Source organism: Veillonella sp. VA139 (assembly GCF_003992005.1).
In the GTDB taxonomy this organism is placed as follows: Bacteria; Bacillota; Negativicutes; order Veillonellales; family Veillonellaceae; genus F0422.
The window spans coordinates 1-21,563 of record NZ_RQVL01000001.1; the positions used below are offsets into that span (position 1 = coordinate 1).

Annotated in this window: 21 protein-coding genes; all 21 read right to left on the reverse strand. The window is 38.5% G+C overall.

Annotated elements, in window-relative coordinates; all coding sequences use genetic code 11:
• The coding region (locus EO125_RS00005) for a hypothetical protein (RefSeq protein WP_164726392.1) at positions 1-2,811 on the reverse strand (2,811 nt) is incomplete at its 3' end.
• A gap of 12 nt (positions 2,812-2,823) precedes the next feature.
• On the reverse strand, positions 2,824-4,131 hold the full coding sequence (locus EO125_RS00010) for a phage tail tip lysozyme (RefSeq protein WP_127147069.1): 1,308 nt from the start codon (positions 4,129-4,131) through the stop codon (positions 2,824-2,826).
• 2 nt (positions 4,132-4,133) lie between these two features.
• Positions 4,134-4,568, reverse strand: coding sequence for a hypothetical protein (locus tag EO125_RS00015; RefSeq protein WP_127147070.1), 435 nt, complete (start codon positions 4,566-4,568; stop codon positions 4,134-4,136).
• Positions 4,549-5,640 (reverse strand): Hint domain-containing protein, encoded by a 1,092-nt coding sequence (locus tag EO125_RS00020; RefSeq protein WP_127147071.1) that lies wholly within the window; start codon positions 5,638-5,640, stop codon positions 4,549-4,551. Before EO125_RS00020 ends, EO125_RS00015 begins: the two co-directional genes overlap by 20 nt.
• A complete protein-coding gene (locus EO125_RS00025) occupies positions 5,633-5,995 on the reverse strand; it encodes a hypothetical protein (protein ID WP_127147072.1) in 363 nt (120 codons plus the stop codon). Before EO125_RS00025 ends, EO125_RS00020 begins: the two co-directional genes overlap by 8 nt.
• A gap of 41 nt (positions 5,996-6,036) precedes the next feature.
• A complete protein-coding gene (locus tag EO125_RS00030) occupies positions 6,037-7,542 on the reverse strand; it encodes a hypothetical protein (protein WP_127147073.1) in 1,506 nt (501 codons plus the stop codon).
• Positions 7,535-9,175 carry a collagen-like protein gene (locus tag EO125_RS00035; RefSeq protein WP_127147074.1) on the reverse strand — a complete coding sequence of 547 codons (1,641 nt, stop codon included), beginning with the start codon at positions 9,173-9,175 and terminating at the stop codon, positions 7,535-7,537. Before EO125_RS00035 ends, EO125_RS00030 begins: the two co-directional genes overlap by 8 nt.
• Before the next feature lie 7 nt (positions 9,176-9,182).
• Complete coding sequence (locus EO125_RS00040; RefSeq protein WP_164726393.1) at positions 9,183-9,659, reverse strand: phage holin family protein; 477 nt, start codon at positions 9,657-9,659, stop codon at positions 9,183-9,185.
• Between the two features lie 155 nt (positions 9,660-9,814).
• The gene (locus EO125_RS00045) at positions 9,815-10,195 is read right to left on the reverse strand and encodes a hypothetical protein (RefSeq protein WP_127147076.1); all 381 of its coding nucleotides are present in this window, start codon (positions 10,193-10,195) and stop codon (positions 9,815-9,817) included.
• Positions 10,196-10,215: 20 nt separating this feature from the next.
• Entirely contained in the window at positions 10,216-10,467 is a 252-nt protein-coding gene (locus EO125_RS00050) for a hypothetical protein (protein WP_127147077.1), read from the reverse strand.
• A gap of 70 nt (positions 10,468-10,537) precedes the next feature.
• Positions 10,538-10,714 carry a CD1375 family protein gene (locus EO125_RS00055; protein WP_127147078.1) on the reverse strand — a complete coding sequence of 59 codons (177 nt, stop codon included), beginning with the start codon at positions 10,712-10,714 and terminating at the stop codon, positions 10,538-10,540.
• Positions 10,715-10,766: 52 nt separating this feature from the next.
• Complete coding sequence (locus EO125_RS00060) at positions 10,767-11,084, reverse strand: hypothetical protein (protein WP_127147079.1); 318 nt, start codon at positions 11,082-11,084, stop codon at positions 10,767-10,769.
• Between the two features lie 10 nt (positions 11,085-11,094).
• On the reverse strand, positions 11,095-14,349 hold the full coding sequence (locus EO125_RS00065; RefSeq protein WP_127147080.1) for a hypothetical protein: 3,255 nt from the start codon (positions 14,347-14,349) through the stop codon (positions 11,095-11,097).
• Between the two features lie 10 nt (positions 14,350-14,359).
• Positions 14,360-14,818 carry a hypothetical protein gene (locus tag EO125_RS00070; RefSeq protein ID WP_127147081.1) on the reverse strand — a complete coding sequence of 153 codons (459 nt, stop codon included), beginning with the start codon at positions 14,816-14,818 and terminating at the stop codon, positions 14,360-14,362.
• On the reverse strand, positions 14,781-15,254 hold the full coding sequence (locus tag EO125_RS00075) for a hypothetical protein (protein WP_127147082.1): 474 nt from the start codon (positions 15,252-15,254) through the stop codon (positions 14,781-14,783). The genes EO125_RS00070 and EO125_RS00075 overlap by 38 nt, the downstream gene beginning before the upstream one ends.
• Positions 15,255-15,262: 8 nt before the next feature.
• A complete protein-coding gene (locus EO125_RS00080; protein ID WP_127147083.1) occupies positions 15,263-15,772 on the reverse strand; it encodes a hypothetical protein in 510 nt (169 codons plus the stop codon).
• The gene (locus tag EO125_RS00085; protein WP_127147084.1) at positions 15,769-16,077 is read right to left on the reverse strand and encodes a hypothetical protein; all 309 of its coding nucleotides are present in this window, start codon (positions 16,075-16,077) and stop codon (positions 15,769-15,771) included. The genes EO125_RS00080 and EO125_RS00085 overlap by 4 nt, the downstream gene beginning before the upstream one ends.
• A gap of 53 nt (positions 16,078-16,130) precedes the next feature.
• On the reverse strand, positions 16,131-17,291 hold the full coding sequence (locus EO125_RS00090) for a DUF5309 family protein (RefSeq protein ID WP_127147085.1): 1,161 nt from the start codon (positions 17,289-17,291) through the stop codon (positions 16,131-16,133).
• A gap of 11 nt (positions 17,292-17,302) precedes the next feature.
• Positions 17,303-18,325, reverse strand: a complete 1,023-nt coding sequence (locus tag EO125_RS00095) for a hypothetical protein (protein WP_127147086.1) — start codon at positions 18,323-18,325, stop codon at positions 17,303-17,305.
• A 47-nt stretch (positions 18,326-18,372) separates the two neighbouring features.
• Complete coding sequence (locus tag EO125_RS00100; protein ID WP_127147087.1) at positions 18,373-19,305, reverse strand: hypothetical protein; 933 nt, start codon at positions 19,303-19,305, stop codon at positions 18,373-18,375.
• Between the two features lie 118 nt (positions 19,306-19,423).
• Entirely contained in the window at positions 19,424-21,559 is a 2,136-nt protein-coding gene (locus EO125_RS00105; RefSeq protein WP_127147088.1) for a poly(3-hydroxybutyrate) depolymerase, read from the reverse strand.
• Positions 21,560-21,563: the final 4 nt, after the last annotated feature.

Here is a 21,563-nt window from a genome sequence, read left to right on the forward strand (position 1 = left end):
AATTTCACCACTTAAATATCTGTCTACAACTGAATGAGAATCTTCTTTACTCCAAGATTTCTTAGTATTTGCTTTTGGCTTTTCTTTTGTTTCTTTATTGTCTGTTTGCTTTTCTGCTTCTGGAGAAATATGTTCTCCATTATTTTCCTTGCCCTCGAATACAGCTCTAGCTTTCTCTTCCTCTTCTTCGTCCTCTTTTGCTTTCCTTACTAATTCGTCATTATCGTCTTCTTTATTATTTTCTTTTTCTTCAAATGCGGCTCTAGTCTCTTCTTCCTCTTTTTCTGCTCTTTCTGCTTGGTCTGCTAATTCACCATTTTCAATTACTGTATCATTAACTTTTTCTTCTGCAAGTTTAGCTTGTGCTTCTTGTAATTTTCTTTCATTTTCTGCTTGTTTTAATTGTTTCTTTTGTTTATTTGTAAGTTTTCCTACATTTTCATTGCCTTTAGTAGGAGCCAATGGCTGTTCTTGTGTTACATTTTTTTGCTTAGCATTCCCTTTTTTAGGAGCCTTTACTTTCGGGAATAAAGCGTCTTGGATATTTTTAAACCCTTGAGCACTTTTTTCTCGAATAGCTTTATATGTTTTGCTTCTTTCAACAGGCAATCCTGTTGTTTTAGCTGTGTTAATTAATTTATTTGCTTCGTCTAGGTAAAAGTTTTCAAACCTTTTATCATTTTTCTCAGCATGAACATCTACCTTATCTTTTGCTCTTCTATTATTAAATGCATTATCTATTTTCCCAAGACTAGCATTTTCAAAGCCTCTTTTTCTTAATTCTTCCTTGGTAGCAGCTGGATTATCTTTTCTTGTTTTTTGTATATCTTCTACATGACCCACAATATTATCAACTTGTTCTCTTGTATACGTATTGCCAGGTTTAATCCCTTTTTCACCCAGTTTCCTTTGTAATCCAACAGGTTTATTCTTTCTTTTTCCATTTTTATGTTCTGCTTGTTCTTTATTGTGTTCAGAGGTCGCTTCTCTAATCGCATACCCTGTATCTCTAATTAATTGGTCTTTATTTGGTCCGTCTGGAACTGCTCTGAACGTTTCTTCTAAAAAGCCTTTGTTTACAGAATCTTTGTAGTGATTATTATATTCTTCTCTCTTTTGGTTTTCCCCTTGTATTTTTCTTTCTTGCTCTTTAGTTTCTGTTACTTCTTTTTCTTTAGCAGCTACATTCTTTTCTATGGAACCCATAATTACTTTAGGCATAGTTCCATTATTAATAGACTCTTTATCGTTATCTGATAAGTTATAGCCAACACTTTCCGCTCTTTCAACTAGGGTAGGTTCATTGCTAGGTTCTTTTGGTTGTTTCTTCTCGTGCATTTCAACTACAGCACGGGAAAGTCTTTTGGCGTCTTTATCCGAATAACCTTGTTGTTTAAAGTCGTCTTTAAACGCATGTGGGTGATATTTAACTTCTGGAGAATGTTCTTCCCACTGTCTATCAATTTCTTCAGCTGTTGCCCTAGCATTATTGTTCATTTCTAGGATTTCATCATCAGATTTTCCTTGTTTTTTGTAGTGGGCGTGATTCAAGCTATCAAATGCATCATCAAGCTCATCCCTAGGTCTTTCAACCATGTGCTCTGGAGTTTCCTCTGACAAATCAAGAGAAACATTTTCTCCATCGGTAGATGGTGCCTCTGGCATTACTGTCGGAGTAGTTTCTCCTAAATCAACATCTCCACCCTCTTTGTTAGGTGTTGTAACAGTATTTTCTCTCAAAGTAGGAGTTGCATTCATTGCTTGTTCTGCTTGTTCTAAAGCTAATTGGTTTTTCTTTTCTCTTTCTTTTTGAGATAAGGTTTTACCAGAGCTGAATGTACCAGAAATTAAACCTAATGGAATAGAACCAATACCCGCATCAAATGCTTGGTCTTTCATATCTTGAGTCCAAGAAGTTGGGTCATAAATATTTACATTTTTATATTCTGGTGTACCAAGTGCTTGCTCTTGAATTTGTTGTTGCCATGCTTCGGTAACAGCCTCACCTACCGCACCAACACCAGCATTAACAGCTGTTGCAACGGCACCTTTAGCTAAAACCTTACCTCCACCAGTAGCAAACGCACTAGTAATGCCAGAACCTAAGCTACCTTGCATGGAAATTTTATCGAAGGCATAGTTAGCCATGGCAGGTGCCCAACCTTCATTGAAACTTGTTTTCATAGCATCGTAGGATTGGCTATGGTCCATACCTCTTTGCAGACCAGTCATATAGGTATCACCAGCATTGGTTGCATTTTCAATAAGACCACCAGCTACTACGCCAGTTGCAAATTTACCAGCTTTAGCACCGTACTGCACTAATTTACTACCTTCGTACAGTCTGTTAGCCCATTTACCTACACCAGCTACTGCACCGAGTGCTGTACCTACAGGACCACCAGCCACACTACCAATAGCAGCTGTAGTCGCAATATCACCAATTAAAGAAGGCACAGACGAACCTAATGCCTGTGCCGATTGATTTAATGCATAGTTTAAGTAGTTGCCTTCTTCCCATTTACCAGTATAGGCGTTAGCTTGTGCTCTATTACCAGCATATTGAGCTTCGTTGCTAGTCCAGTTAGCTAATCCGTCCCAGCCCTGTTCTTTTGCAAGGGCAGATGCACCGCCCAAGAGACCGCCAAGTCCTCCCCAAAGACCAGATTGTAAGCTGTCAAGTAAGCCTTCATTTTCGTTCGGGATATACCCAGATGCTTGTAACTGCTTGGCGTATTCTGCGATATTTTTCTTGGAACTATATAAATAATCATCAAAATTATCGCCAATCCTATCTCTAATTAGAGCCATATATCCTCCCTATTAATCGTATTTTAAATTATGTCCACTTTGTGACTCTGCCATGTGTTTTAATTGTTCTGATTGCCACCTTTTAATATCATTAACTGTTTGAACGGCGTATGGGTCATCCTCTGCTACAGCAAGTTTTTGGAGTGATAACATCGCCTGTTCGTTTAAATTATCGACATCATGTTGAGAGAAGCTACCTAAGTTAGCATTATTCTCCAAAACCTCTCTAAAACCATTTCTAATATCATCTACATATTTTGTATTTTGTGCTGGGCTCATTGTTCGTTTAGCACCACTAGAGCTACGACCACTACCAGAAGAACCACTTCCACCGCCTCCTCCATGAGGGCGAGTAGCCGCAGACAACAACATCATTTCTTTTTGTCTTTGCATTTGTTCTTCTTGTTGTTTTCTTTGTAACTGGACTTGTAGCCCCATTTGTGCTAATTGATTATGACTCATTAATTGTGTTTGCATTGGATTTACATTCATTCCAACCATAGCACCAAGAGATGCATAAGCCTGTCTATTAGAATTGTTTTGACTATTAGCAATCATTTGAGCTAATTTACCAGCACCAGTTAATTGTGCGTTAGCATTTTGCAATTTAGCTTCTTCTTGTGCTTTAGCTACAGCGGCGTTCATCATAGCTTTGTCACTATCTTCATAGAACCTAGATGCAAATACTCCTCTTGCTCTATGATGAGCTTGTCGAACCAATTGCTCTCGAAGAGCTTCTTCTCCAGCAGCTGCTACATTACGCTTAGGCTGTTGGATAATAGACATAACACCTTCCATATCCAATTTTTCATTAGGATTTTCAGTAACCATATTGGTTTTAATCCCGTCAATATTATCAACAATGGTTTTACCACCATCTTGTCCAATGGTATTGGAAATGGTAGTTGCCATATTCTTCCTTGCCAGCCTATTTTCTGGATTATAAGCTGGTCTTTCATAATAGTCGTTAAAGTATAAGGCTGCATCTTCTGGTGTCATGGCATTAATTTTATTGAACCCTTCTTGTCCTAATTCTTTTTTCATGTAAGAAAGTTGTGTCAACAAGTCAGAAGACGATGTCCCTGCTTGCTTTGCGTAGTCAGCTAAGCCCTGTTGTCTATCTGATGAAGTCCATTGAAATAATCCGTATCCAGTTTCTCCGTCTACGTTCACCTCTCCTGCCTCTCCACCACCTTGCAACCGTGTTGGAGAATAATCTGCTCCCGATTCGTGATACGCATTAGCCATAATGCCAGAGGTAGCACCTGGGGAAAACCCCAGGTTTAAAAGCCCCTGTTGTACAAGTGCTCTATTATCCATTACTACCTCCCTAAATTTAAGAACCCATTAATATCTGGCATCCCAGCTACTGCTTGATTGTAGTTCTGGTAATCTCCACCATGTAGATATTTGCCTTTATTACGTTCCTCAAAACCTCTCATATAATTGGATTGTTCTAGAAATCCTTTGCTTAAATCTGATGCATTCTTTTCTGTGACCATGGGACCTTGATAGCCATTAGCATATAATTGAGAAACTCCATTTCGGAAGTCTTCTCCTGTAAGCTGGGATAGTCCTCCTAATTTATTACTAAACCCACTTAACTGATTGGCTTTATCTGTAGCCATTTCGTTATCTAAGTTTTTTGCTTCACCTCTACCAACATAGTTTTGGTAAAGTAATCCCCCGACATTAGCCAACGCTCTACCAGCAATATAGCCTAAATCAGCTTCTGGGTTATAGGGAATATAGTTCATTTAGTTCCTCCTCGCTAAAACCTTCTACACAAACACCATTCGCATAGAACATACCAGAACCAGATACAACAAGTTCGTACACAGGTATATCTGATTCTTTAAACTCTATATTGACAAGTTTCTCAAATCCATTATCAGTTAGAATCTCATCTTTATCTTCTAAGTCTTTAACTTCCACTGAACCACGTCTCGTCCAGACTGTTTGCGTAGATGTGCAATCTACTTCGTGCGTTTCTGTGGTAACTGTATGAATGTCTTTTTCCCCACATTCGATAACATCTAATACAATCTCAATACCATCTTTAGATACCAAGACATCATTTTTTTCTACTTCTGTAATAGGAATGTAGCCATAATCAGTTTCCACTGTTACATATTCTGGGAAGCACATAATTGCAGCACTAGCAATATTGCTAACACCACTCATTAATCCTCCAAGGAAACCAGGTCCTTTTTGAGTTACGGTAGTTCTTCCGTTATTTAAAGACCCTTGCGTTTGGAGAGCATCATTTGTTGATTTACTTTGTCCTTGTGCTAACGCTAGATGTTGTTCTGGATTAGCAAAAGAATATTGATTTGCCTTGTGAGCTACTTCCAATGGACTTAATGCAAATTTGTATTTTTGGTCTAGCAAGTCTTTAGCCATACCAAGGTCTTGTGTATAGTCTTTTGACATTTGTGCCATCATATTGCTCTGCATATCATTTACTGTTGAGTTGTATCTAGAACTGTCTACTACGCCATTACGAGCCATCTTAGCTAGCCCTTGTCCCATAGTATTCTCATAAATACGATTGAAGTAGTTCATCTTAGCATCGCTGTATACTTTTGGTAATTGTCCCGTAGCTAATAAAGACTGTTCTTTGCGGAGTCCGTCAATATCGTGAACCGTTTGTCCATATATTCCTTTCCAGTCTGGATTTACCACATCATCTAACATTGCTGTTCCCCTATTCACCAGTTTGTCAATACTAGGTTGAATAGAAGACAAATATCTTTGTTGTTGAGCTATTAACGCCCTTTCTTCTGGGGTTAGTTGTCGTTCGTGATAACTTGCTCCACCTTTACCCATTATCTATCTCCTTTATAAAATAATAATATGTTGTACCATCAATACATTTAAAATCTATGCACGTGGATTTTGTAAGTCTTTCATATGCCCTAGGGTTAAAAGGACTTATTGTAGAAATTAAAGAAACCCCCGCTTGTCTTGCTAGGTGCTCTATAATTGGATATAGTACCTGTAAAGACCCACTAAAAACACCAATTTCCAGCCTATCTGCTAATAAAGTATATGCAAATAAAGAACCATCGTCATGTACGTATAAAAGCGGATAAAAGTCTCTTTCCCAATCTTCAAAAAAGTCTTTCCCTACTTTCTTTTTATATTTGTCTATCCATTTTATAATGTCCTCTGTGTTAGGCATATGTCCTCCTACAAGAAAAAGGCACTCCGAAGAGTGCCCTATTATCCGTATGGGTTCTTTCCTCCCCCATGTAAATTCTTTAAGAAATCATCATGTTTTGCAGATTTCTTTTTAGCTCCGAAACCAGAGCCACGTTTTCCTCCTGCTTTAGCAGAACTTTCGTTTACGAATGCTTCTTTTTCCATTACTATGTCAAAGGAAACAAATTTAAAAATAATAGGACTTGTAGTATCAAACATAAACTGTAAGATAGGAGCCCTAATCTGACTTTTAAATTCTTTTTGTTGTTCTTTACTTATCCAACTATGGTTTATCACTTCTTTGTTGATATGGATTCGACCAGAGCCAGGCACCTTTGCCTCTATGTCAATGTATGTTCTATACACGTTCATTTCATGAGTATCTCTAAGTTGTCCTGTAATAATTTCTTGGTAGATTGGTTCTCCATTGTCTGTAGTGTTTTTCCACTTTAGTTCGTAGATGCCACCAGATTCTGTTCCTGTATTCATAGCCACCAATACATGGTATCTATTTTCACATACAGAAGTGACGTCACCAGGGAATGTCCACATGGAAAACGCCTTTAAGCCATAGTGATATACGAATAAAGTATTTCCACTATTTCCGCTGACTATAAGCTGTTTTGTTCTCCGTAGGTCGGATACAAAAGGATTATCAACTTGTTTTTTTAGTAGTGGATTGCATTTATCCCCGATGTCTTTTGGTTCAAAGTTCGCATACGACATAGATGTTGAATAAGATTTTAACCCAGTGGTCGACATAAAAACAACATCCTTACTTAGATTCGTAAGTGCATGTCTTGAAATAAAGTCACTCTTTTCGCCTAATGGAGTGATATTCCAATCACTTGGTTCGTTTTGAACGTTATAAATAACGCCATTTGACTTAAACACCAGTAAGTCTGTAGCAAGTCTAGCTACTCCTAATATGTCTCCGCCGTCTTTATACCCAACGTTTACATCTTTTCTCGCAGAGTCATCATTAGAGTTTTCATGCCAGTCTTCTTCGTTCCCGATAGCAGAATAGATTAACAAGTCCTGACCTGTTTTAGTAACCACTACTCGACCAAATCGCTCGAATACTATGTCGGCATTAGGTGAAGTAGAAATTTCTGTCAGTTCTTGGTAGTTATATTTTTGGAGCTTGCTCCCGCTTGCGATAAGTAGATTTCCACCAAACTTACAGCAAGTAGGTCTTTCAGAATCTCCATTAAGAGTTCCAATTAGCTGTGGTGTTTTGCCAAATTCATAACGATATACTTTTCTGTTCTTTAGAAATATAAAGAAATCATTCATTTCGTAATCGTTATATACGTGAGTAACTTGTGAGTCAAACAAGTGGAGGGGGGCACCTAGCCCCCTTCTTGTCCGTAGTTTATCCCCTTCAATGTCAAACTCGAAATTTTCTAATTTAACACATTCGTTTTCTGGAAGAAATTCTGGAGAGCGTGCCACGTTCATTCCACCTGTTAAGTCTACTAAAGTTACCGTTTTAATTCGTTGGGATTTTCCTACTTTTTTAGCCAACTTCTTCTATTTTTTCTAAAATTGTTTCTAATGGTTTTATATAATTCTCGATAATAAGAAGGAAGGATTCTCTAGTCCTAGCGTCCGAAGAGTATAATAAACTTGAGTTATTAATCATATCAAACCAGTTTGCATTTGAAAGAAGGTTGAAGAAGTCTTTATCACTATCTGTTCCTTCTTTACACTCTTTGGTAAAGACATACTCACCAATAAACCAAATCGCTTCATCAATGCTTTTTATTAATTCTATTCTCCCAAATATTCCCATGGTTCTGGAAACAGTCAAAAATGATAGTCGGATTTTTTGTAGCATCTTCATCCATTCTACAAGCAAATCGAAATCCACTCCATTCCGCAGTCCGTGCATAACAATTTTATGAAGGCAATTAACAACTTTTCTTGTATTACCTGTAATGCCATTAGCCCCTGGAAGATTGTCTATATCTGGAAAATGAACTCTAAATATTGAGTCATTATCTTGATTTTCGTCTAGGTCTATCCCTATGGCTCTAATATAATTTTGAAGAAAACGAAAGCCTTTTAAGGCTTCCCCCTCTGGTCCTTTCGGTCCAGCAGGACCTACGTCACCTTGCTCTCCTTTGGGTCCTTTTAAAGAGAGGAAGAAATCTTCTATAGAGCCTTCGTGACCCTCTTGTTTCCAAAGTTCGTAAGCACTGAGACCATTATTTCCTGCTTCTCCAGTCGGACCAGCTACACCTTGAATACCTTGTTCTCCTTGAACGCCTTGGATGCCTTGCGGACCCCTTTCTCCAGTCTCCCCCTTAGGACCTCTTGGTCCTTCTGGTCCTTGGATACCAGGAACACCCTGTGGTCCAACCTCTCCTTTGTCACCTTTAGGACCTGTTTCTCCACGCTCTCCTGTCTCTCCTTTTTGTCCTTTTAAGGAATTTAGGAAGTCATCCATTGAACCTGTGTTACCCCATTTTCGCCAAAGTTCGTAAGCACTAAATCCAGGATTCCCATCACGACCTTTTTCCCCTCTTATTTCTCTCAAAAATTCTTCGACAGGGTAATTGTCTGGATATTTATATGTCTTTTTCCACAATTCAAAAGCACTTAGTCCTTGTTCTCCTTTTGGACCTTGAGGACCTATAGGTCCAATTTCTCCAGTGTCACCTTTTTCTCCTTTTGGACCTTTAAGGCTTTCAACTTGTTCGCTTGTCAAGGATTCAAAGGTTACAACTCCATCGGCTCCTTTAGGACCTACTGGACCTTGTATACCTTGTTCCCCACGTGGTCCCTGTGGTCCCACTTCTCCACGAATACCTTGTGGACCTTGCTCTCCTGTTAAGCCTCTTTCTCCTTGAGGACCAGTCAATCCACGCTCCCCAGTATCGCCCTTAGGTCCTTTTAACCCTTCTAGCTGGCTTTCTGTAAAATCTGCATAAGTAAATGGGTCACCTTTAGGTCCTTGGGGCCCGACTGGTCCTGTTAAACCTTGTTCTCCTTTAGGACCTCGAAGAGATTCTAGTTGTTCTGTAGTGAAGTCTTCATATCGGAATGGGTCTCCCTTTTCTCCTACTTCACCTTGCATCCCCTTATCTCCTTTGAGCCCAAATTTAACTTCAATCTTGATTGGGTCTGGGAGTTTTACTTCTAACTTATTGTCCATATGCCTCCTACTTTCGTAACCGTCCAAGTACGTTAGTACTCATTAAATCCATTAATTTATCCATATGAGGAACACCGCTATCTCTCATGTTCTCAATAATAGAAAGTGATTCACTATAGCACACATAGCCTATAGTAAATGTAATAGCCCTAATACCTAGTTCAATATGGCTGTTAGCCAAAGCAGAATCTATCATATCGCCAGCTACTAATAACAGTGCAATTTGAACCACCTTGCTAACAAAGCCAAACCCTAGGTGAGTGCTATTAATCTTTCCAGCTTTAAACGCTGGAATCCACCCAAAGAAAGTACTTACCACGGTAATTCTTTCTTTTGGAATCCCCTCTTCTTGAAGATATTCATAGCTAATAGCAAACCATTTTGTAATAATGTCTAATACTATAAGCCAGAAAATAGCTTGTGCAATATAGGCTACATCCGAATTATGTATAGTCATAATCAGAGATAGAAAACTACCAGCCATTACCTTTATCTCCCAATAGTCTAATAATTTTGACAAATGCATAACGAATCTTTCGTAAACGTCTAGTACGTCTGCCAAAACTATAAAACCTAAAACAGATAAAAATCTATATGGAGGGGGAAAATGTTCTTTTAGCCATTTAACCATAAAACCTCTTAGTGATAAGAAATACCAGGACTTACAATGAATCTACCTTGTAAAATCCTGGTCTTTTTACCTTCTTTATTTGTTTGTAAAATATCATACCAATATTCACTAACTTCTTCGTAATTGAGACCTTCTGTATCAATCTGAGAGGTTAGTTCGCTAGAGAAATAAAATTCTACCAAGCCATCGGAGGCATCTACAACAGTAGATACCGCCTCAATTAATACTTGGTCATTTTCTGCATCTTCTCTAACTTTTAATGTAAATTGGTAATCCGTAATATCTACTGGGGTATCGTGACTATCTTTAATCCATAATTGGAAAGAGAAGTCATCCCCTTGATTCACCACTAACTCTTGCGTTGGTGGCATTAGTTTTCGTTTAGCCAATTTACCTCCTTGTTAGCTACTCACATTTTGTACCTTTCTCGGTACTTTTTGATGAAACTTTTTCTATTTCTGTTTGGTAGACTTCGGAGAATAAACTCTTCTTCTGCTCCCCAAGAACCAAGACCATTTTTTCTTAACTCTGACGTTGTGATAAAAATGTCTTGATGACTATTTCTTTGTAGGTAATCAGAAGCAATCTTTGAATCTCCTAATGTTACCCCTAAATGGTCTTGCTCTAATATTTCTTCTAGCGTCTTTTTAGATTGAAACATTGTTATTCACCTATACAGAAAAAGTATTGAAATATAGTTTTAGTATATCTAAAGTTTCACAAAATATCAATTACTCAGTAGCTTCGGAACGTTTAGACTCTTGTTCAGCAAGCCATTCAGATACCAATTCTACATAACGTTTCGGAATAGCCTTTTTACCTTCTACAGCTTCCTCTTTTGTTAATACCCAGCTACCGTTAAGAATCAAGTAACCGTAAATTGGAACCATTGTTTTGAAAACGTACATATTGCATTTCTCCTTTACATAACATAAAACGGCATACACATCCGTAAAAAAACTAATCATCTTTATCTCCTATTAATTGTGCCATTGTTTCGCTTAATTCAGAAAGAGCCGACATAATTTGGTCATTAGAAACCGCTGGAGCAACTTCCTCTACTACTCCACTACCAACTAAGTTTTCAGTTGAATAACTTTCTACTGGAATACTGAGAGCAGTTTGCTCTAACAATTTAGGTCTCCCGTCACTTCCCTTGACGTATTTCCCAGAATTATACAGTTCAAATTCTTCTGGTGTAACAGAATATTGTGTTTCTTCTTCTGACGTAAACAGCCTATATGGCTTTTCAAAGAAAAACTCTACATTATAATACATATTTCTCTCCTTATGACCTTTGTACAGTAGGCTCTTCTTCTACAATAAACACGCCACCTTCAAATATTTTTGTATCCACCACCTCAATAGAAGTTCTCCCGCCAAGTGTTCCTGTTAATGGGATTTTTTGTCCGACCTGTACATCTGGACATTCCCCAATAGTAATTGTAAACTCTGGAATCTCTTGGTCTTCTGGGATTTCAATTTCATATGTTTCTGGCATAGACATCCCCATTTTAAAATAGGTGTTTCCATGCATTTCTCTATGATAACCGCCTCGTGCTCCGTGATGAGAATCACTATGAATCTTGTATGGGACAGGAGCCCCAACAATTTCAACCGCAGGACCGAAGTATCCATCGTTCCACTTGTTCATTCGTGTTCCTTGAGACCACAACATCCTAAATGTAGGAGATAGGTTGCTTTTAGCTAAGGTCTCTTTATCTGTGGAGTGTGGTTCAGCAAAAAAAGCATTAGGGGTACTTGTTAAATAACCTGGTACCTTAAATGGAGTTGAGGTTACCCCCCACCCCCAAGGAAGACCTAATCCAAAATCAGCAGCAAAAAATGTTTCTTCTGGTTGTTCGTTTCCCTTCCATGAGCCATGGTAGTCGTCAAATTTATACTTATATTCTTCTTGGTTATTTATCCCGTTTACAAAAATAGAAGACTTTGATGTACTGTAGGAAATATCCCCTCCAACAATTTTTGTTTCCGATGTCTCTGGTCTTGGTTTGCCTATGGCAGAACTTGCTCCAATTAAAGTAACTTTAAACCTTCTTCCTTTTGGTTTATATGTATGAGTTCCTTTCCCCGAAAAATGAAGTGTATTAAATCCATTTCTTGTAATGGAATAATAGTTTTCAATTGGAAAGTCCATTGCTAGAAACTGCACACTCTCATCAAAAGGACGATAGAATTTTAAAATTTCTGGAGGAGAAACCAATTTAGCAATTACATTATTCCAGTTAGTCCCATATACAGCCCCACTGTAATATATTGCTTGAATTTTATTCATTCCTTTCTTCAAATCTAAGGATGCTTCTCTAAATTCAACCTCCTCCATATTAAAGAAAAAATCATATATATTCGTTGGGGTGTAATAAGTATAGCTGCCACTGCGTTCACTATACCCATCCTCCTTCATTTCACCTCTTACTTCGCTTTTTATTCTGTACTGAGCTAGATATTCCTCTAACGGATTTGTTCTTTTTATAGGTTCTGCTAATTTGTATTTTTTTGTGACTTTACTGTTTCTGGATAAAATAAAATTTGTTCTTGCATCGTCTCTGCTTCCTCCAAATGTGTGCCTCCTAGGCGGTACTAGATTCCAAACTCCATCAGGGAAATACTCTTTATACGTATCTACCGCTAGGACATCTCCTACATATATATCTATGCCTGGCTTAAACTCGCATTTTACCTTTATGTCATATGGAGACCATACCCACATTACAGTAGTTTGTCCTATACCATTAAGAGACTTCGAGTTAGGAGTTAGCCTCAAGGCATTTGGAACTGTCAGCTCTGTGAATGCTTCTATTTCAAATCCGTTTGGAGATACATTTACAGCTCTACAGACCACATTTTGGTTTTGTGGATTAGGGGAGTTATCCCCTAATATAGGTATAACTGGAGGAACCACCATAACATAAGGGGTTGTATCCCAAGAAAGATTTATTTTATCGCCATTTTTTGCATAGCCTTTAACCATCCTTCTAACCGACCCAAATGGAGTTCCCTTTGAGTCGTACCAAACTAATCCTGTTGAATCAAATTTAGTATAAGACCCATTTCGTTGTCCAACTGACATTCCAGTTCCATCAATCCGAACTGAACCACCTTGAATAGCGGACCCTAACTCTTTAAGGTCGATAACTCCTGCTCCTAATTTGTCAACAGTAACGCTACCAGCTTTAATCTTATCACCTGTAATAGAATCAACTACTAGCTTATCGCCCGTAATAGAATTGGCTTTTAGTTTATCAGCGTCAATAGAACTAGCTTTAATTCTATTCCCCTCAATGCTATTAATTTCCATGTGTTCTGAGACAATAGCCTTAGATGCAATCTTATCAGTAGTAATTGCGTTAGTTGCTATCTTTCCAGCCGTAATGGCATTAGCAGAAATCTTATCTGTAGTAATTGCTCCTTCAGCAATTTTTGTTCCTACAATAGCATTATTACCAATATGTTTGGCAACAATCACTCCGTCATCAAATACCGTCTTATTAGTAATATGGACAGCCTCTGGAGGGATTTCTTCATTAGTTCCTTTTTCGATAGGAGTAGAACTTTCCCCTTCCCCGAATACATCGAGATATGCTACACGGATAGTGTATTTCCCCATAGCACATACAAAGTTATATGTATTGTCTTCTACATAAAACTTTTCTTCATTTATGTACACGTTAGCTCCATAGCAATCTTCTGGAATTTTATCAAAATGGATTCTCATCCCTTCTAATGTTGGGGTAACTGTAACATTTTCTGGAGCATGAGGAACTGCTTTAGCATAAGGTAACTTTAAAGGAGAGGAATAGCTATTTCCCACCCCCTTGTTATATAAGTATGCCGTACCAGACCTTGCATAGGGTTTTTCTGTGGACATTAAATCGGTTGTAACTTCTAATCTGTTATGCAGTTCACCTGGGTGTTCATCTAGCCTTAGCTCTGTCCACATATATTCGTTTTGGTCATACTGTTTCCAAGACCAGTAGACTCCTTTTTTGTTGAAAACTACCGTTGCCTCATAAGGTGGTCTAGGAACATGCTTGTTGGGCTCTACATAATAAGTAATCGCTGGAGCTTTAGCCTCTATAGACTTAGCATTATAAACGTCTTTTCCTCGAACTCTAATTAAATAGTTCTGACCAGGTTCGATATTGTCAATCAAATACTGGTTAGTCTTGGTTGTTTCATAGTGCTTAACCCATTGTTGGTCGGAAAACCCAGCTAAAGTAGTGTGAAAGTCACCAATTTTAATATCAATTACCGCACCAGCATACTTCTTAATATTGTCAGAGTTCCATTTAACTAACAAAGAAATATTACCATTTACAGCTTTTTCCTCTACGGTAATCGAATGAACTTGCTCATCAATAGTCTCTGGAGTATCTGCTACCGTATTATAAATCTTAGTAACTTCTCCTAGTTTTTCAGCAATATCATCTTGCAAACCTTTAAGGTAGTTTTTAAGTAAGGAGACAAACTTTCGTCCATCTCCTAGTATAGAAGAAGGCAAATTATTAGCACCGTTATCCATAACACATCTCCTATAATAAACCTACGATAGCTTCTACCATGTCTTGTTCTACATCCATGTTAAAGCCGTGGTTAGACATTGCTAAAACTACAACTAATTGTGCAACGATATTGCCAAAGGCTTCGTTATCGAACGGAACTTGGTCTGTAACCTCAGTTACAAATTTAGGTCTTTTGTAATACCGAATCTTCATTGGTAATTTCCCATATACTGTCGCTGTTCTCTCTCTAACTATAACGGGAGCTTGGTTAGTTACCTTATACCAATCTTCTGGAACCTGCTCCGTTTCTTGTGTAAATGTATGGTCGCCCACAACTTCATAGTAGCCATGGTCAATTAATACATGCCAAATAAAGTTAATGGCATCATTAATATAGGCAATCAGCTCTTTGTCTTCGTATCCACTTTGCAAACTATCGCTCAGTCTATCTCTAAGTGCCGCTTTGTCCATTAGCTCTCGAACCGTCATCAGCTTTCACCTCTCCTGTTAAAGATTTCACATCATATACTGTATATGTAACTAATTGTCTTTGCTGTAGTACTTTGTCAAACGGAATTGTATCTGACAAAGAGGTAACATGTGGTCGATTAGCGAAATATCTAACCTCTAATACCCCTTCATAATTGGGGTTCATATGTGATACCTTAATTCCGTCTGGGTCTTGATGAAATACAACAGGAAACTGTCCACAAAGACCAATAAAATCTTGCGGTCTTTCCACTTTGTTTGTATTTTCAATTGTAAAAGATTTTGTGAGCTCTGGATTTGCAGCTTCAGAAAGTTCTTGACTCAATCTATCAATAGCTACATTTAAACTCATTAATAATTCTTCGTCGGACAAGGATAATTTTTGCATATCTCCTAGTCTTTGACGAACAAGGATAAGTAAATCGTTCGCAGTCATTGTCCCTCCTAAACAAAAAATTGTACTGGTCTATCTATAGGTCCATCAGATTCAGCTTCTACTAGTTTCATAACTTCTGACGTGATTAATCCAGCAATCGTATCTGCTCCAAAAGTTCCATTCAATAGTCCAGCTGTATACCTAACAAACATATCGTATAAGAGATATGGTAAATCTATCTCATCTTCAATAGATTCGATAGGGTCAAGCACATACAAGTACAACATATTAACTGGAGAGTCAACTTTCACAGAGCCTCTGATAAATTTATACCCTCCATCATAGTCTTCAAAAGACTTAAAGCCTCCAAAGTCCTCTGGTAGCTTAGCCATTCCCTTTACTGGTACTAACTTTTTCTCTTTTGTAATCCAGTAAGACTTAGCATTGATTAATGACATGTTGACATACCTTAAAACTAAGTTCATGGCATCTATGATTTCTGGGTCACTATGCTTTCTAGTGGCATTCTCCCCCAATACGTAAAGAATTGAGGTAACTACATCACGAACAATAATCATAAGTACACCTTCGTTTTCCCAGTAGTTGTTCTAAATTCGGGGTTTCTCATTAGCCATAACCGAATCCATTTCTCGTATTCTGCTTTATCCTTGCCTTGGCAAGATAATGCCATCTGCAATTCAATATCACTATCAAATCTATGTCTAGGGATACGAGCAATACACTTGGCTTTGCCTCCGTCTATACGACCTTCTTCCCCACTATTTCTATCTTCTCTAGCTTGTTTAAGGATTTCTGTTTCATCATAGGCATGGCTAATCGTCCAGGTATCCTTTTCTACTTCTACTGTTGTACTAATTCTCAAGGTCATACCCCCTTATAATAAAAAAAGGGGGTGGATATACCACCCCCATAGGATTATTTTGTAATGCCGTATAAACGAGCATTTGCAATTGGAGCAGTACACTCTAGTGTAGCTGTACCGGTGATAATGGATTCTTGGTAAGTACCACGTCGTTCCAAGTCCTCTTTATGGAATGGAATTAAGTAGCCAAGTTTCCAGTATTGTAAGTCAAGTAAATCGACTACATCATCAGTATACATACGATGAGCAATCAACTGAACAACGCCGAAATCAGTTTCTAAGACGTCTACTACTTGAGTAAGTTTCTTAGCTTCCATCGCAACGTTACGTTGAGAGTTAGCAGTAAATGTAGATGCTTTACGTTTGTTTTTACCAGACATAACAGCAATATCTACGTCTCCACCACGACCCCATACAGCCTGCATTGCATCATTCAATGCATCCATACTAAATTCGCCAGGGGAATCCAGTTTACCAGCGTCAATGGAGTTGCAATACGTCAATTCCATTTTACCAGCAGTTACATTTGCTGTTGGCTTAATAGGCGTAGAAGTTGCAGAAGTAGTTTCTGTCGCTGTTAAGTGTACATAGAATGTATTGGCATCAATAACTCTAACAAAGTATTGTGTGTTAGGCTTAATATTGGCATCCAATGCATTTGTACCTTTACCACGGAATGTTACTTTGTCACCATTAATAAAACGATGAGTATTTAAAGTAACAATACCAGTAGTTGCCATAGTTACATCTTTGTAGTCGTCTAAGAAATATGGAAGACCGCCAAAACGACCAGCAGTTGCATCGTCAAATGGAACTTTCGTTTTGTTAGTAACGATAGCGTATTCCAAGTCACGAGCAATCTCTTTAGACGCTTTTAACATTTGGTAGCCTTTTTCATCACGTACACCATACTTTTTGATAGCTTGAGTGATGTCGGACACGTTGTAACCGTGTTCAAATTGTTGAGTATAGTTGGATTCACGTCTACGAGGTGTAGCTTGGCGAGTGGAGAAGTCATGAACCTCTAGTGTCGCATTGTCCATCGCAGGTCGTAAAGAATCACATAACCAGTTATGTTCTGTAGAATGTACAGAAAGTTTTCCAAATCGGGAAGTCAATAAAGTTTGGTCTGGGTCGATGTTCGTAATGAAATCATTCATATCCTCGACCTTGCCCACTACTTTATAAGACTTTACAGCAGTTTCTTGTGCCAAAGTTAAATCTCCTATTTTTCAAAATAATTCATCTGGGCTAATAGCTTAGCCTGTTCATCAATATTTAAGTTTCGTAATTTAGAGTAGTCAATCTCTCTTGTAGGGTTACCTGGTTGGGTAGTAGCCGCACCAGCTGGTTCTACATAAGGTGGTTTTGGACCACGTTGTTGAGTGACTATATTTTTTTTAGCGATTGTTGGTACGTTACGAACCCCATAGAACTCGTTTCTCACAGCTGTCATGTATTGGTCTACAACATTTGCATCGTAATTGTCTAATGCCTGTTTAATTTGAATTGCCTGTGCATAAGGGAGTTCATTTAGTTTTTGTAATGCGTACGCATCAATCTCTCGGTAGTTAGGGTCTTGTGTGTACTTGTACATCGTTTTATTGAAGTTGTCTACGACCGATTGTCGTTGAGCCTCTTCTTGTTGTTGTTGCCACACTTGAGCCTTAACTGTTGCAATAGAATCAGCAAAAGCCGCTTGGTGCATGGTGTTATATTCATCGAATTCTTCTCCGAATGTGCTTTCAACTTCTGCTTTAGCGTATTCTGCTAACTTTTCATAGTAAGTTTTTTGTGTGAACTGAGGTTCACTTGGAGCTGGTTCTTGAGGTTGTTGAGGCTGTGCTTGTGGTTGTACTTGAGGTTGCGGAGTATACATTTGCATTTGTCTACGCTCATCAGCAAGCTGTTGCGTTTTGCGTGTATAGTCCTGATTTCTCATGTATCCGTGGAGCAACTCATCTAAACTAACTTCTTGTTCCTCTCCGTTGACTTTTACGACGTATGTCTCAGGTTCTGTTGGAGCTGATTGTACATTAGGAGAGTCGTCACCCTCTGGTGTATTCGGTTCCGCTTGATTCTGGTCATCGTCCATAGAGCCACCATTAAAAAAGACTGGATTCCCATCTTGGTCAATTCCAAAATCGGGAATATCGTCTGGTTGGGAGTCCATAGTAGGTTGCTCCCCTGTATTTACACCTTCGCCATCAGCGAAAAGTTGTAAGTTAATTTTAAATTCTTCTTTCATGTTTCCTCCTTCACTCCCCATGGGGGTTGGTGAAATTATCATTTTTCTTAGTATGGGCTGTATAATTGAGCTTTTCTCATATAATCATCTGAAATTCCCCTAGCCGAAGGAGAATTATTTCCATCCCAATTGTTTTCTGGTTGAGCAGGTGCACTATATCCTCCTCCAGAGTTCAGTTCTTTTAATAAATTAGCCTTAAACTCCTCTGGGTTGTAAAATGAAGGAGTTTCATAGTAACCAGCACCGCCATAACTTGGTTCGTTATAACTGTTCTGAGCAGCTCTAGCAACTGACTCAGCTTCGGCTTGTTTACGCATCTCTTCTTGCTGAGCAAGGTATTCGGCGTAAGGTGCTCTTAAAGCACCAATAGAACGTAAGTGTTCAATCTCTTGTGGGTGGAATTCATGACTTGCTTTAAGGTGATTAATATAATCATCATCCCATCCAAACGATTTTAGTTTTTCGTTATCCGCCCACTCATATCCCATGCCTTGAGCCATAGGGTCTTGCTTAGCCCAATCTGGAGCATCTTTCATACGAGCCTCTCTCATAGCTAACAAGTCTGGACCATGGTCTTTATACCAAGAACCGTCTGCTCTAGCGGCAGATTCGTCTGCCATCCGTTTAGTTTGATTAAGAATATCAGAAATGTTTCTAGCAAAATCTCTGCTTAAACCTGGGTGAGAATCAGCATATGCGTTTCTTTCAGCCTCTTCTGCCTCTACCTTTTTCTTAATTCCGTCAACCAATGCATTAGAACGGTCTGGTACTGGTGCTTGATAACTAGGTCCTTTAGCACCCATCATTTCTGGAGTAATACGCCCTGCATATTCGGAATTTGTACCAGAATTTTGGCTTTGGTAGGATGGATTCTCCATACCATAATTAAACTGATGAGGTTTATTTAAAACCCCATCAGCTCCACCTTCCCACGGCTTGTCATTCGTAGGTCTTTTATATTGTTCAAAATTAACTTGCAATAATTTCTCCTATTCTGGATAGTAACCACGACGTGTTTCGTAAGCTATTTGGTCTTGTAGCTCTTGGAAATCTGCCTTAGCTATATCTCCGTTATTAATCACTTTAGTTAAATAGCCCTCAAAAGCCTCCGATACCAGAAGGAGGTTCCTGTACTGGACCATTTCCTCCACGGGGCACGATTTGAGGCGACTGATTGTCCACTCTTGATACTCCTCCAGCCAGTCCTTGAGAAAGGTTAGTGCCTCCGAAGCCCCCGCCCCCAATTCCATCTGCTGAATTAGCTCCTTGCTGTTGTTGTGTTGGGTCATCTCCCGCTCCTTTAAATAATAACTGTAATTCTGGTGGTAATTGTAATAACACTTCTGGTGGTAAAATACCAAACTGAGCATAATACTGTAACGCTTGAGGAGGTAATTGGGATAAAACTTGTTGTTTTAACTGCATTTCCATCATCATGCGTTGTTGCGTTACCGCTGGGTCTGTAATGTAATCACCATAGTTTTTAAAGCCAATACTTTCAATCCATTTTTTAAATAAATTGTAGATATTTTCTGGTGTAGAAACCATATACCCACCAGCATTAGCTTGCATTAAAGCCGTAAGTAGTGTTTGTGTTGCCATAATCGTAGATTCTTTAGTGGCAATACTAATACCAGCATTAACAACTAAATCAAAATTACCGTTTAAATCTTCTGGATTAATCTTCAAAGACTTATTTGTTAAGCGAATTACTGTATTTTGGTCAATAAATTTTTGGTTTAAAGAAACCATAAAGCGGAATAACTCGTAAATACCAGTCTCTGCAAACATACGAGCAATTAACTCCAATCGTTGGGAGCTCTGCCCTAAAATTGCCGAAATCCCCGTGGCAGTTTTGTTTAAGCTGTTAGCATCTAAGCCTTGATTGTATCGAGTGATACCAGTTCTGTTCTCTTTTTGTCCTTCGATATACTCTAAAAACTGGAATGTTTGAGGGGATAGAGGGTGAACTGGCATTGGCATAGCCACTTCATTAAGGCTATGTCCAGATTTCATGCGAATTACCTTACGACCTTGGATATAATCGTCAATATTGATAGCATCTTCCGCTAATAGCATTTTAGGGTCGTTATTTAGGGCAACATTGTGCATGATTTGACGTGTTAACGCCACTTTTAAGTCTTGTAATTCCCCAATAAGCTCTGCATAAGAGCGTTTCACCCAGATACGATGAGGGTCTTTTGTCGGAGAAATCGTGAAAAATGGGTGTCTACCCATGTAGTTTTGCTCAATACGAATGATGGTATCTCCACAAATGGTGATAATCATATCTTCTAGGATACCATCCCCATTAATGTCCATCTTGGTATAACATTCGTAAATCACAACCTCTAATCTAGCTTTATCTTCTTCATTAAAGGTTAAATCGTTATATTTGTCTCCAATTACCTGTTCAATCGGGCTTTCAATTTTACTTTGTCTAAAGTCTTCTGTCTTAATTTCGTCAATATTTGCATATACACCCTGTGCTTCCCTCTCTCTTAAATAGGACATCGTTACCTTTCTTTTTTGGGCAACGAAGTTAGCCTCTTCGAGGGACTTCGCATCAGAGGAATAAATGAAATCGCTCACTAAAATATTCTCAATTTTAGGAGCGTTTTTCACATAATAAGGGGATTGATAGGTAACAACAAAGTCACCATAAATATCTGGACCCTCAATAGAAACAATAGGCACCCCTGTTTGTTGGAGTGCCTGTAGTGCCTCATTATTTAGAGTAGTTTGTTCAGTAGTATACCCCTCTGTCCTTTCCCAATAACATTTGATGATACCCATGCCTGTAATCAAGGCATCCTTCATCCAGTTATATAAGATAGGAAAGAATTTGTTTTGACGTTGTAACTGATACACCAAAAGTTCTTGCATTGTCTCTGCTTTTGTATCATCTTCTTCTGTTACTCCAGCGATGGTAATAACTTCATCACTACCTGTGAACACCTTCATTAGAGAGGGCAATGCCCACTCAATGGTGTCAGCTACGTCTGTAGAAACTAAGTCGGAAGTTTTAGATAAAATTGGAAAACGATTTCTATAGTAATCTTTGTCAGCGTAATAAATTTCATAACGCTGTTTTACCGTTGGTTCAACAACGGAAGCCTGATAGGCTTCTGCACTAGCAATGTCTGCTTGAATCCGTCTAACTATTGTCTTATCAAAGTCATTCAGAATCGCTTCTTCATCACTTGTACTACCTAACTGTAAAATATCGTCCAATTAT